The following is a 12,992-nucleotide window of genomic DNA, read 5'->3' on the forward strand; positions in this document are numbered from 1 at the left end:
GGACGGTGCCTCGCGTATGTACGGGGGGTGTACAGGGGGTGTACGGGGGGTGCACGCCTTGTTTCGGCCGTTCCGGCACCACGAGCAATCAGGTTTATGTCGTATCCGCTCCGCGGTCGCCCGCCTCCGGCCGGGGCGGGGGGGGGCTTCAGGGGGAGCCGTGCCGCGCCTGCCAGGTCTCGCAGAACTTGGCGAAGAGGGGGTCGGCGTCGGCGGGGGCGGGCTTGCCGGTGTGGCTCCACCAGACGGCGAAGCGCTCCGCCAGGTAATGCGCGTCCCAGCCGGGCGCCGCCAGGCGCGCCGCGTCCAGCCCGTCGGGCGAAACGCGGGCGCGCACCAGCGCCGCGCATTCCGCGGCCTTGGCGGTCGCGCGCGGCATCGTGTTGCGGTTCACGAAGGTCACGAGGTCCTGCTCCTCGTCGTAGAGGACGCGGTAATCGGGCAGGAAGTCGCCCTCGACGATGGGCTTCATCTGGCGGCGGAACTCCCGCAGGGTCCCCTTCGACCCCGACTTCTTGTGCAGCGTGGTCATCAGGAAGGTCCAGCCCTCGTCCTGGCCCACGGCCTTGCGCGCCATCTCGTAGATGCGCCGCTCGATGGGGCGGGACAGGCGGAAGTAGTCGCGGTGCAGCGTCAGCACGTCCATCTCCTCGACGGAGGAGACGACCATGTCGCTGAGCTTCAGCTCCAGGGACTTGATCTTGCCCGTGCGCTCGCAGGTCCGCATCTTGGCGCCGTCGATGATGCCCATCCATTCGTCCGTGCGCGTCCCCTCGAACAGGATGTTGGTGCGGAACCGCGTCCCGTCGATCCGGTCGATGCTGTCGCACAGCGCGTCGTAGTCGCGCCCGCCCGTGCCGCGCTGCGTGAAGACGAGGAACGCGTAGGGATCGATCTGCACCCGCTTCGAGATCGGGCGCCCTTCGCGCACGCCGGCGATCAGCTGGGAGATCGCGTAGATGATCAGGTCCTTGTCGTAGATCGTGGGCAGGCCCTTGATGGAAGGGCGGAACTCGATCCACGCGTCCTTGTACTCGTAGCGGCGCGGCTCGCGGTCGGGCTTCTTGCTGAGCGAATAGAACGGGTGCTCCATCGAGGCCATGTCGTCCTTCAGGATGACGTCGGTGATGTCGCACACGAACAGGTCGCCCTGGGGGTGCTTGATCGGCTTGAGGTGCTCGCTCATGCGCGCGTCTCTCCCATCGGGCCGCACTCGCGGCGGGGCAGGGGGCGGGCGCGGACGGCCCGCGCCGGAGGCGGAAGGGGCGTGGGTACGTGTTCGGGAAACACACACGCCCCCGTGTGTCCTTGTTCGGGAAACACACACGGATGTCCAGGGGTCCGTCGGGAAACACACACCATCGGACTGGATCGGACCGATTCGGATGCCGAAAGAACGATTCGCGGGCCCGACGAGGCGACGATGGGCGAATCGGGATTCGTCCATTCGGGCAGACGCGATTCCACGTCGGACGAATCGGGATTCACACACGCTATTTCGGGAAACACACACGCTCGTTTCGGGAAACACACACGCCCGACCCGAAAATGTATCGCGCATCCCCCTGATGCACATGGATTATTCTGGATGGTCGGATCCTTAAACACATATTCAAACACATGAAAACACACGCTCCGTATCGAATCGGACGGGACCGAAACGGCGAATCGCAGAAGATTGGATGGGGAATGGGACGATTCGCGACGCCGACGGCGCGGAACGGGACCCGCCGGACCGGACGGACGCGGCGGGGCGGGCGGGGGCGGAACCGTTTCGGGAAACACACACGCCCCCGCGTTGAGGATGGGGCCCATCCAGCCTATCCGCGTCCCGACCAGATGCGGACGGACGCCATGACCGAAGCCACCGACGAGATCCCGCCGCGCGCCGCCCCCGAGGTCGCGCGGGTCGCGGTGGTGGTCGTGAACTACCGCATCGCGGATCTGGTGATCGACGGCGTCCAGAGCGTGGTCGACCGCGACCACGGGGGTCGCGAGGTGACGGTGCACGTGGTCGACAACGCGTCGGGCGGGACGGACGTGGGCCGGCTGCGCGCGGCGCATGCGGCGCGGGGCTGGGGCACGCAAGTGACGATCCGGGCGGAGGCTGTGAACCACGGCTTCGGACGAGGCAACGACGTGGTGATCAGGCCCCTGCTGGCGGGGTCGCGCCCGCCCGACGCGGTGATGCTGCTCAACCCCGACGCGCGGTTGGACAACGAGGCCGTGGACATCCTCGCTCGCGCGCTGGAGGACGACGCCCGCGCGGGCGTCGTCGGGCCCGCCATCGTCGGACCCGGCGGAGCGCCCGTCCCGGCGGCCTTCCGCTTTCCCACGGCGGCCAGCGAGTTCTCCGACACGTTGAACCTCGGCTTCGTCGCGCGGCGCCTGGCGCATCGCAGCCAGATCCTGGCCGCGGACCATCCCGGCGGGCCCGTCGACTGGGTGTCGGGCGCCGCGGCGATGATGCGCGCGGACGCCCTGCGCGACTTGAACGGCTTCGACCCCGACTTCTTCCTCTACTACGAAGAGGTGGACCTGATGCGCCGGGCGCGCGCGGCGGGCTGGCGCTGCCTTTACGTGCCCGAAGCGCGCGTCCTGCACGAGGAGGGGGTCTCGACCGGAGTGACCGACAAGGCCTGGGCGGTGCCGCGGCGACCCGCCTACTTCTACGAATCCTGGGCGCTCTACCATCGCAAGGCGGCGGGGCGTGCGGGCGCCCTGGGCCGGGCGGCGGCCCGGGCGGCGGGGGCCGTCGGGAACCGGGCCCTGGGATCGCTGCCCCGGCGCCGCTCGATCGTGCCGGAACGCTTCCTGCGCGACTTCTGGCGCCACGCCGTGCGCCCCCTGCTGCGCGGCTAGCCGAATCCCCCGAATCCGTCTTATGTCAAAACTCGCTCCATCGACCGAAAGCCCCCCATGACCCCCACCTGGCCCGCCATTCCCCATGCCCCCTGGGCCGGAACCTGCGCGGCGCTGCACCTGTGGTGCCAAATCATCGGGAAGTACCGCCTGGCGCATACCCGGTGGATGAACCATTCCTGGCAGGCCACGCTCTACGTCACGCCGCGCGGTCTGACGACGGGGCCGGTCCACGACCCGTCGGGCGTGGCGGTGCAGGTCACGCTCGACCTGTGCGACAGCCGCGCGGTGGTGCAGGCGACGGATCGGCCGGACCGGGCCTTCGACCTCGGACCCACCAGCGTGGCGGGGTTCCACGACCGGATGCGCGACGCGGTGACGGCGCAGGGCGGGACGTGGGACGTCCACGGCTCGCCCAACGAGGTGCCCGACCCCGTGCCCTTCGCGCGGGACGACGCGGTGCGCCCCTACGACGCCGAGGCAATCGCGCGCTTTCACGCGGCGCTCCTGCGGATCGTGCCGGTCCTCGAACGGTTCCGCACTTCGTTCCTGGGCAAGAGCAGTCCCGTCCACCTGTTCTGGGGGTCGTTCGACCTCGCCGTGACGCGCTTCTCGGGTCGGCGCGGGCCGCTGCATCCGGGCGGCTTTCCCAACCTGCCCGATGCGGTGACGCGCGAGGCCTACGACCATGAGGTGTCCTCGGCGGGCTTCTGGCCCGGAGGAAACGGAGCCGACGAGGCGATGTTCTACAGCTATGCCTATCCCGTCCCGCCGGGTTTCGCGCGGGCCGCCGCCCTGCCGGACGGGGCGCGGTTCGACGAGGCCCTGGGCGAGTACGTGATGCCCTATGCGGCCGTGCGCGACGCGCCCGACCCGGAGGCGGTCCTGCTGGCCTTCCTGCGCGCGACCTATGCCGCCGCGGCCGATGCGGGCGGCTGGGACCGCGACCGGCTCGACTGCGCGGAGGCGGAGCGCCGCGTGCCCCGCGCGGTCTCGGCGCCCCGCCCCGAGCACCTGCCCCGCCACGCCGGCGGAACGATGGGTCCTTAACCGACGCGGCCCGGCGCGGTTTGCGCCCGGGCGGATGGGGTGTATGGGTCCGCCGCCCGACCCACCCACAGGAACGCCCGATGCCGTCCGCCGTCCAGCACGATCCCGTCCCCGAACTCTACGTCCCCGCCGCCGACCGGGCCGCGCTGCACGACGCGGCGGGCGACATGCCGTCGTGGGACCTGACGCCGCGGCAGCTCTGCGACCTGGAGCTCCTGATGAACGGCGGCTTCGCGCCGCTGACGGGGTTCCTGGGGCGGGCCGACTACGATGCCGTGCTGCGGAACATGCGCTTGGCCGACGGCACGCTGTGGCCCATGCCGATCACGCTGGACGTGTCCCGGGCCTTCGCCGACGGGGTCGGGCCCGGCGCCGACGTCGCCCTGCGCGACGCGGAAGGCGTGATCCTTGCGGTGCTGACCGTGTCCGACGCCTGGACGCCCGACAAGGCGGCGGAAGCGGAAGCGGTGTTCGGCGCCGACGACACCGCCCACCCGGCGGTGCGCTATCTCCACGAGACGGCGGGCGACGTGTATCTGGGCGGGCGGATCCGCGGCCTCGCGCCGCCGATGCACCACGACTTCCGCGCGCGGCGCGACACCCCCAACGAGCTGCGCGCGCGCTTCGCCAAGCTGGGCTGGCGCCGCGTGGTGGCCTTCCAGACCCGCAACCCGCTTCACCGCGCGCATCAGGAACTGACCTTCCGCGCGGCGCGCGAGGTGCAGGCCAACCTCCTGATCCACCCCGTGGTGGGCATGACGAAGCCCGGCGACGTCGACCACTTCACCCGCGTGCGCTGCTACGAGGCGGTGCTCGACAAGTATCCCCAGGCTACCACGACCATGAGCCTGCTCAACCTCGCCATGCGCATGGCCGGCCCGCGCGAGGCGGTGTGGCACGGGATCATCCGGCGCAACCACGGCTGCACCCACATGATCGTCGGTCGCGACCATGCGGGGCCGGGCAAGGATTCGGCAGGCGAGGACTTCTACGGGCCCTACGACGCGCAGGAGCTGTTCCGCGCGCACCAGGACGAGATCGGCCTCGAGATGGTCGACTTCAAGCACATGGTCTACGTGCGCGAGCGCGCGCAGTACGAGGCCGTGGACGAGATCGCGGACAGGGACGCGGTCACGATCCTGAACATCTCCGGCACGGAGTTGCGGCGACGCCTGCGCGAAGGCCTGGAGATCCCCGAATGGTTCTCCTTTCCCGAGGTGGTGGCCGAGCTGCGCCGCACCTCGCCCCCGCGCTCGGCCCAGGGCTTCACGGTGTTCTTCACGGGCCTGTCGGGCTCGGGCAAGTCGACCGTGGCCAACGCGATCATGGTCAAGCTGATGGAGATGGGGGGCCGTCCCGTGACGCTGCTCGACGGCGACGTGGTGCGCAAGCACCTGTCCTCCGAGCTGGGCTTCTCCAAGGAGCATCGCGACATCAATATCCGGCGCATCGGCTACGTGGCCAGCGAGATCACGAAGAACCGCGGCATCGCCATCTGCGCGCCCATCGCACCCTATGCCGCCACGCGCCGGGCCGTGCGCGAGATGATCGAGGGCTTCGGCGCCTTCGTCGAGATCCACGTCGCCACGTCGCTGGAGGAATGCGAACGGCGCGACCGCAAGGGGCTCTACAAGCTGGCGCGGGCGGGCAAGATCCCTGAATTCACCGGCATCTCGGATCCCTACGAGGTGCCGGAATCGCCCGAGCTGCGCCTCGACACGGAGGATCGCGCCATCGACGCCTGCGCCCAGGAGGTGCTCCTGAAGCTGGAAGGGATGGGCCTGATCGCGCGGGGCGCCGCCTAGCGGACGCGCGGGCTCCTTTTCCCGGCCCCGATTCCGGCCGATACCCATCGTGCCCGCCCGCGCCCGTCCGGAGGTCCCGACCCTGCCCGCCACGGCTTCCCCTTCCATCGGACTGGTCGCCATCGGCCGCAACGAGGGCGCGCGCCTGGAGGCCTGCCTGACGGCCGCCGTCGCCATGCTGCCGCCCGACCGCGTGGTCTACGTCGACAGCGGCTCGACCGACGGCAGCGTGGCCTTCGCGGCGGGCCTGGGCGTGCGCGTCGTGGATCTGGACGTCAGCGGGGGATTCACCGCGGCGCGGGCGCGCAACGCGGGCGCCGACGTGCTGCTGGCCGCGGCGGATCCGCCCGACCTCGTCCAGTTCGTCGATGGCGACTGCGTCCTGGCGCCGGGCTGGCTGGGAATGGGCGCCGCCGCCCTCGCCCGCGATCGCGGTCTGGCCGTCGTGGCGGGGCGCGTGCGCGAGGTGGCGCCCGACGCCACGATCTGGAACCGCTTGATCGACATGGAATGGGACGCGCCGGCGGGCCCCGCGGACGCGGTGGGGGGCATCGCGCTCTATCGCGCGGACGCCTTTCGGGCGGTGGGGGGCTTCGATCCCGGCCTGATCTGCGGCGAGGAGCCGGAACTGTGCTTCCGCCTGCGGGCCGCGGGCTGGCGGGTCGAGCGGCTGGCCGCCGAGATGTGCGGCCACGACGCCGCCATGACGCGGCTGGGGCAGTGGCTGACGCGCACGCGACGCACGGGCTGGGCCTTTGCGGAGGGCGCGGACCGGATGGGCGCGTCGCCCGAGCGCTACAACCTGCGCGAACGGAACCGCATCCTGGTCTGGGGGGGGCTCGTGCCCGCGCTGGTCCTGGTCCTGGCGGCGGCGGCGCTCCTCCTGGCATTCCTGGGATCGGCGCGGTGGTGGGTTCCGGGGGGGGCGTCGCTCCTGGGGGTCCTGCTCTATCCCGCGATGGCGCTGCGCGTGGCGCGGGGCCGGATGCGGGACCGAGGCGATCCGTTCGGCCGGGCGATGGTCTGGGCGCTTCTGGTCATGGGCGGCAAGCCCTGGGAGATGGCGGGCCTCCTGGCGTACCGCCGCGCGCGGCGCGCGGGCCGTCGCGGCGCGCTGATCGAGTACCGGGCCTAGGCCGCGAGCAGATAGGCCAGGCCCGCCGCCGCCAGCGTCGCGCCGATCATGGCCATGTCCCAGCGGATCGATATGGCGGGCACCGCGCGCTTGGCGTGGACGAACAGGATCGGCGCTGCCGCCAGGGGGGCCAGGACCATGGCCAGCACGGTCGCGTTCGGCCCCGCCAGCCGCCACGCCGTCAGCATCCCCGCGATCATGACGACCACCGCGACGGCGTTGGCCACGGCCATCACCGCGCTGCGCCCCTCCGACAGGAGGATCGAGGAGGCCAGCGATTGCTGGCGGATCAGGAAGTCGACCGACATCAGGATCAGGAACACGGACGCGCCGTAGTATTCCTCCGGATAGATCGTGCGGATCAGCAGGTCGCCGGCCCCCAGAGCGCAGGCGAAGCCCAGGGCCAGGATCGCGTAGAAGCCCGCCCGCGCCCTGCCCAGGAGGGCGGGAAAGGCGTCGCGCCGGTCGCGCAGCGTTTCGGCGAAGGCGGAGAAGATCACCGAGTTCGATATCGCGCGCATCACCGTGACGCCGGACTGCACCCAGAGCATCGCGATGGCGAACAGGCCGAAGGCCCGCGCGTCGAGCAGCGCGCCGAGGATCAGGCGGCCCCCGTTGCTCAGGATGAAGAACGCGACCGAGGACCCGATGATCCAGCGGCCGAACGTCCACATCTCGGCGGCGATCGCCCGGTCCCAGACGGGCGGCCCGACCAGGTCGCGATGCAGCGCGTGCGAGGCGAGGACGCGGAAGGCCGTGCCGATCGCCGTGCCGATGACCAGGGCCCAGACCGACGGCTCGATCAGGACCGCGCCCAGCGTCGCCGCGAAGGTCACGACGTGGCTGACGGTCATCAGCACCGTGTTGCGCCGCAGGTTCATGCGCCGCGCATCGCGGATGACGCCGATGGATTCCGCGGATCCCAGCACGATCGTCAGGGCCGAGACGGCGATGAGCGCGGGCAGGCGGGGATCGGCATAGACGCTGTCGGGCGGCGCGAGCGCCGGGGCGAGCAGCCACAGCAGGCCCGCCACCGCCAGGACCCCGCCCGCCACGAACAGGCCGCGCACGAACCGCACCGTCCAGGCGACGCGCAGGAAATGGCGCTCCTCGCCTCGCTCGGAGCGGATGACGCTCTGACGCACGCCGATGTCCGAGATCAGCTCGATCATGACGCCGACCATGACGACCACCGCCATCAGGCCGAAGGCTTCGGGCATCAGCAGGCGGGTCAGGATCAGGTTGCTGACCAGCGACAGGCTGCGCTGGAGCCCCGTGCCGCCCAGCGTCCAGGCCAGCGAGGACAGGCTGCGGCGGCGGAAGGTCCGCCCCCGCTCGGCCCGCGCGGCGGCGTCCGGGTCGGAGCCAGGGGGCGGGCTCGCGGATCCCGGGGGCGGAGGGGCGGCCCCACCCGCGCTGAGGTCAGCCAAGGTCGATCACGTAGATGTGGGCATTCGCCTCCGGCAAGCCGCAGGCCGGGCCGCCGGTGGTGCCGTCGACGCGCAGGACGCCGCCTTCGATCACGCCGCCGCCCATCTCGACGGTCTCGATGCGCGCGGGCATGCCGTCGATGCCGTTGTCGTCGTGGCGCCCCGCGGTGCGGTGCAGCGTGACGCGCGCGACCCCGTCCGCCGCCTCGCGCGGCAGCGCGATCTCCAGGGGCGTGCAGCCGCGCCGCGCGGGGTCGGGGTGGTCGGGCACCTTGCGCGACACCGCGGTCACGGTCAGCCGCACGGGCGTGCCGTCCGCGTCCCGCTCGCGCGAGGCGTAGACCGCGACCAGCGGTGAATCCGGGACGTCCACGCGCCGGCCCCGCCCCGCCTCCAGATCGGTGCGCGGCGCGGACAGGGTGCGCACGGGCAGCGTCTCGCCCGGGCCCGCGCGGTTCATCAGCGTGGGCAGGGCCCAGGACATGTAGGTCAGGTCCCCCAGATGCCACGGCGCGTGGCTGCTCCAATGGGTGCCCTCGCGGAACAGGAAGAAGTTTTGCATCGAGAACCCTTCGGCGCGCATCGCCAGGAAGCCGTCCAGCGTGGCGACGCCCGCCGCCTGGCTGTTCATCACCCGGATCTGCGCCTCGGTCTGCGCTTCGGTGACGCGGTGTCCGTTCAGTCCGTTGATCGTGTAGCCGGGTCCCGCCTCGTAGGTGCCGATCTCGATCTCGCGGTCCTGGTCCGCCGCCACGGCGTCCACGGCGGCGCGCAGCCTCCGGGCATCGGGCAGGATGACCTGCCCCACCTGGTTGAGGACGCTGAAGAAGCTCTCCGGCGTCGGCTCGACGGGCCCCTCGCCGGTGTCCCAGCCGCCGTTGTAGGCCGCAATGGAGACCAGGTCGGAGGCCTCCGGCGCCGCGCGCGCGGCCTGCGCGCCGTACTCGTTGATGGCCCAGCCGCCGATCACGAAGCGCGTCGCCTCCTCCAGGCCGGAAGGGTCCCACCACGGGCTGGAGCGCAGGACCCGGGCGACGCGGACCTGGAACAGCCCGTAGACGGTGCCCTCCTTCAGGCGCTCGCCCGTGGCGGCGTCGCGCATCCGCGGAAAGGTCCAGGGCGCGAACATGCCGTTCCACGTCTCGTTTCCGACCTCGAACCAGATGCGGTCGAAGGCGTCGGTCCAGGGCGCGGTGCGGCCCTGGGCGTGGCGCAGGGCGGCCCAGGGCTTCTGGGCGGGATCATCGGTGTCTGGATCGAAGGGCGCGGCCAGCCATTCCACCAGGCCCAGCCATTCGGCGTCGCTCAGATGCGGCTCGACCTGCAGCCAGGGATCGATCCCCGTCTCCTCCATCAGGCGCAACGAGGTGGCCAGGCCCGCCCGCCCGCGATAGTCGTCCAGAAGGGCGCGGAGGTCGTAGGTCCGCACCCCGGTCTTGATCGTCTGGTGGGTGCGCAGCGCCGACAGCCCGGCCTCGCGCAGGCGGTCCCTTGCCTCGGGCGGGGCATAGACGTGGCCCGTGTCGGCGCGGTACAGGCGCATGTCGTCCACGTCGACGCGCCCCGGCCCCCGCAGCACCAGCTTCAGCCGTCCGGGCGACTTGGACGTCAGGACGGCGGGGATCCGCAGCTCCACGACCGCATGGGTCCAGTCGGTGCCATAATCCACGATGACGGGCCGCACGAGGCGTTCGAGCGGGCCGTCGAAGGACAGGGTCGCGCGGCCGGGGCGCGACCCGCGCAGGCGGACCTCGAAGCGGTAGGGGACGTCGTCGCGCAAGATGGGATACCAGCTCTGCTCCGTGCCGGCGTGGTTGTACCGGCCCAGCGTCACGGGGCGGGGACCGGCCAGGTCCAGGCGCAGGAAGCTGCGCCCGCCCCATCCCTCGGCCAGCGCGAACCCGTCGGGATGCGGCTCGTGCGTCCAGCGCGCGTCCGGGCGCTCGTCGGGCCACCAGCCCACCATGCCGCGGCGGATCCGCGAAGCCTCGTTCGCGTCCCAGATCCGGTCGGAAACGAGCGCCCCGCGCCGGGGCGTCGCGATCTCCTTGCGCACGATCACCATGTCGCCGCGCCGGACGGGCGGGCCCGCATCGCCCAAGTCGACGAAGTTGCCGCGCATCTCCTCCGGCGGACCGTAGCTGGAATAGACCAGATAGGCCGCCACGGGCGTTTCCGGGGCGTCCCAGTCCAGGCGCACTAGGCCGCGCGCGTCCACCCGGCCCCGCAGGCCCCGGGGCGCGTCCGGCCCGCCCTCCGCGGCCCCGTCGATCTCCGGGCGGTCGATCAGGCCGTCCTTTCCCGCCTGCTTCAGCGTACGGGGCAGCTGGACGCGCACGGCCTCCGAATGGTCCGACAGGCGCCCCTGCGCGTCCACCGCCCGAAGGGAGAACCAGCGCGGCCGGTCCGGGCGCGACCATTCGGAGAAGCCCAGCCGGACTTGGGTCGCGTTCCCCGCGACGGCGCTGCGCTTGGAAAGCGCCCGGTGCCATCCGGTCAGCACGTGCCCGCCTTCGGGCACGACATCCTCGCGCACGATGCGCAGCCGTCCGTCCTCGATGCGCATCACCGTGACCTGCGCCCCGTCGAGCGCCCCGCTGCGCAGGGTGTCGAAGCGTCCCAGCGCCACCGGATCCGCCAGGATGAGGCCGGGGCGGTCCGCGGGCGCGTCCGCGTTCGCGAAGAACCGGTCGCGCAGGAACACGGGCTCGAAGTCGCCCCCCAGCATCGCGGGCTCGCCCTGCCTGATGGTGGCGACCGTGGCGGCCATCGCGTGCGGGGGCGGCGCGACCGCCGCCTCGCCCACCAGGAAGCGCGCGACCTCCGCGGCCCGGCCGGGTGCGGCCCCGAGCGTCGCGGCCAGCGCCGCCACGACGACGACGCGCGCGGCCGCCGCGATCGCGATGGGAATCGATGGGAAGGGGATGGGCGCGATGCGTGGCATGTCCGCGGATCTCCGTGGTGATGGTCTGGGCGGCGGCCTCCGCCGGAGCCGGTCCCGCCGGGACGACCGGACGGCTACAGCATCGCCCACGGATGTGAAAGCCATCCTAACGGGGCCCGGCGCGGTGTCGCGGCGCCGTGCCGGTCCGGTTCGCATTTCCGCCGCATCCGTGGCATAGGCCCCCCGCAGGCCCCGCCTCCCGCGGCGGCCCCGACCCGAGCCCATTCCCGAGGCGGACGCGCGATGACCACCCTCGCCCTCATGCTGTGGCCCATCGTCGTGCTGGTGCTGTTCCGCCGGCTGTCGATCCCGGCCGCCCTGGCCTGGTCGGTGGTGGGCGGATACCTGCTGCTGCCCCCCGGCGCGCGCTACGACCTGCCGGTGCTGCCGCCCTACGACAAGACCACGATGCCCATCGTGGCGGCGGCGCTGATGTGCCTGCTCGTCTCCACCTCCGCGCCGGTCCGCCGCGCCCTGCGCGGGACGCGCGACGACCGCCCGGCCCGGCCCGGGGGCCCCCGCGCCGCCGCGCGTGGCGGCGGGGCCGATCCCACTCTCGCGGTGCTGCGGGCGACCGCGCGGCGGCGGTCCAGCCGCCCGGCCCTCCTGGGGATCGCCACGCTGCTGCTGGCCGTTCCGGTCGGGGCCGCCCTGACGAACGGCGAGTCCCTGAACTTCGGACCGCGCTTCCTGTCGGGCCTCGACTTCTACGACGCGCTATCGGGGGTGTCGCGCTTCCTGATGATGCTCCTGCCATTCCTCGTGGCGCGGCGCTACCTCGTGACCGCCGACGCGCAGGCGACGCTGCTGAAGGTGCTGGTCCTGTCAGGTCTGGGCTATGCCCTGCTCGCGCTGGTGGAGGTCCGCCTGTCGCCGCAGCTCAACAACTGGATCTACGGCTACTACGCCCACAACTTCAACCAGCACATCCGGGCGGGCGGGTTCCGGCCCATGATCTTCCTGGAGCACGGCCTGCGGGTCGGCATCTTCTTCGCGATGACGGTTCTGCTGGCGGCGGCCCTGTGGCGCGCGGCGCGGTCCGGACGCCTGTCCGGCGCGGTCCCCGACCCCGCCCTGCCCGCCGAACCGCCGCCGTCCGCCGACACGGCCCCCGCCTCCGCCGATGCGACCCCCGCCCCCGCCGGTCCCGGTCCGTCCCGCCGTCCGCCCCCCCGCCCCCCCCGGGGGGGGCGGGCGCCCGCCCTGTGGCTGGCGGCCTGCTTCGCGCTCTTCGTCACGCTGTTCCTGTCCAAGACCTTGGGCGCCTTCCTCATCGCGTTGGCGCTCCTGCCCGTAGCCCTGCTGCTGCGGCCGCGGTTCCAGACCCTCGTCGCGGCGGGCCTGGCGCTGTTCGTGGTGGTCTATCCGATCACCCGGGGCGCGGGCCTCGTGCCGACGGGCGCCATCGTCGACGCGGCGGCGCGCATCGACACGTCGCGCGCCGCCTCCCTGGCGTTCCGCTTCGACAACGAGGACATCCTTCTGGACCGCGCGGGCGAGAAGCCGCTGTTCGGCTGGGGCGGCTACAGCCGCAACCGGGTCTTCGACCCCGAAACGGGCCGCGACCTGTCGATCACGGACGGAACCTGGGTCCTGACGATCGGCACCTACGGGTGGGTGGGCTACCTGGCGTATTTCGGACTGCTGACGCTGCCGTTGTTCTGGATGCTGCGCGTGCCCGCCGCGCGGGGCGACCCGATCATGGCGGGCTTGGCGCTGGCTCTGACGGCGAACCTGATCGACCTCCTGCCGAACTCGGCGCTGAC

Annotated in this window: 7 protein-coding genes and 1 pseudogene; 5 read left to right on the top strand and 3 right to left on the bottom strand. The window is 72.2% G+C overall.

The window, feature by feature from the left end; translation table 11 throughout:
* Window positions 1-148: 148 nt before the first annotated feature.
* Window positions 149-1,186, bottom strand: a complete 1,038-nt coding sequence (locus tag P0084_RS17345) for a replication initiator protein A (RefSeq protein WP_308918146.1) — start codon at window positions 1,184-1,186, stop codon at window positions 149-151.
* 668 nt (window positions 1,187-1,854) lie between these two features.
* Between P0084_RS17345 and P0084_RS17350 the strand changes: the two genes are divergently transcribed.
* The 4 genes from P0084_RS17350 to P0084_RS17365 all read left to right on the top strand — a co-directional run bounded on the left by P0084_RS17350 (window position 1,855) and on the right by P0084_RS17365 (window position 6,852).
* Entirely contained in the window at window positions 1,855-2,862 is a 1,008-nt protein-coding gene (locus tag P0084_RS17350) for a glycosyltransferase (RefSeq protein ID WP_308918147.1), read from the top strand.
* A gap of 57 nt (window positions 2,863-2,919) precedes the next feature.
* Window positions 2,920-3,912 carry a DUF5996 family protein gene (locus tag P0084_RS17355; protein ID WP_308918148.1) on the top strand — a complete coding sequence of 331 codons (993 nt, stop codon included), beginning with the start codon at window positions 2,920-2,922 and terminating at the stop codon, window positions 3,910-3,912.
* A gap of 80 nt (window positions 3,913-3,992) precedes the next feature.
* The gene (locus P0084_RS17360) at window positions 3,993-5,717 is read left to right on the top strand and encodes a bifunctional sulfate adenylyltransferase/adenylylsulfate kinase (RefSeq protein WP_308918149.1); all 1,725 of its coding nucleotides are present in this window, start codon (window positions 3,993-3,995) and stop codon (window positions 5,715-5,717) included.
* A 49-nt stretch (window positions 5,718-5,766) separates the two neighbouring features.
* Complete coding sequence (locus tag P0084_RS17365) at window positions 5,767-6,852, top strand: glycosyltransferase family 2 protein (protein ID WP_308918150.1); 1,086 nt, start codon at window positions 5,767-5,769, stop codon at window positions 6,850-6,852.
* On the opposite strand, the gene P0084_RS17370 is transcribed toward P0084_RS17365, so the two are convergent.
* A complete protein-coding gene (locus P0084_RS17370) occupies window positions 6,849-8,282 on the bottom strand; it encodes an oligosaccharide flippase family protein (protein WP_308918151.1) in 1,434 nt (477 codons plus the stop codon). The genes P0084_RS17365 and P0084_RS17370 overlap by 4 nt on opposite strands.
* Window positions 8,275-11,226 (bottom strand): hypothetical protein, encoded by a 2,952-nt coding sequence (locus tag P0084_RS17375; RefSeq protein WP_308918152.1) that lies wholly within the window; start codon window positions 11,224-11,226, stop codon window positions 8,275-8,277. The genes P0084_RS17370 and P0084_RS17375 overlap by 8 nt, the downstream gene beginning before the upstream one ends.
* 996 nt (window positions 11,227-12,222) lie before the next feature.
* Between P0084_RS17375 and P0084_RS18560 the strand changes: the two are divergent.
* Window positions 12,223-12,852, top strand: a pseudogene (locus tag P0084_RS18560) (O-antigen ligase family protein); the annotation flags it as partial.
* Window positions 12,853-12,992 lie beyond the last annotated feature (140 nt).

Source organism: Jannaschia maritima (assembly GCF_030973515.1).
GTDB classification, from domain to species: domain Bacteria; phylum Pseudomonadota; class Alphaproteobacteria; order Rhodobacterales; family Rhodobacteraceae; genus Jannaschia; species Jannaschia maritima.

Coding starts and splice junctions, on each gene's coding strand:
- P0084_RS17345 (WP_308918146.1), bottom strand. CDS start 1,186: ATGAGCGAGCACCTCAAGCCGATCAAGCACCCCCAGGGCGACCTGTTC.
- P0084_RS17350 (WP_308918147.1), top strand. CDS start 1,855: ATGACCGAAGCCACCGACGAGATCCCGCCGCGCGCCGCCCCCGAGGTC.
- P0084_RS17355 (WP_308918148.1), top strand. CDS start 2,920: ATGACCCCCACCTGGCCCGCCATTCCCCATGCCCCCTGGGCCGGAACC.
- P0084_RS17360 (WP_308918149.1), top strand. CDS start 3,993: ATGCCGTCCGCCGTCCAGCACGATCCCGTCCCCGAACTCTACGTCCCC.
- P0084_RS17375 (WP_308918152.1), bottom strand. CDS start 11,226: ATGCCACGCATCGCGCCCATCCCCTTCCCATCGATTCCCATCGCGATC.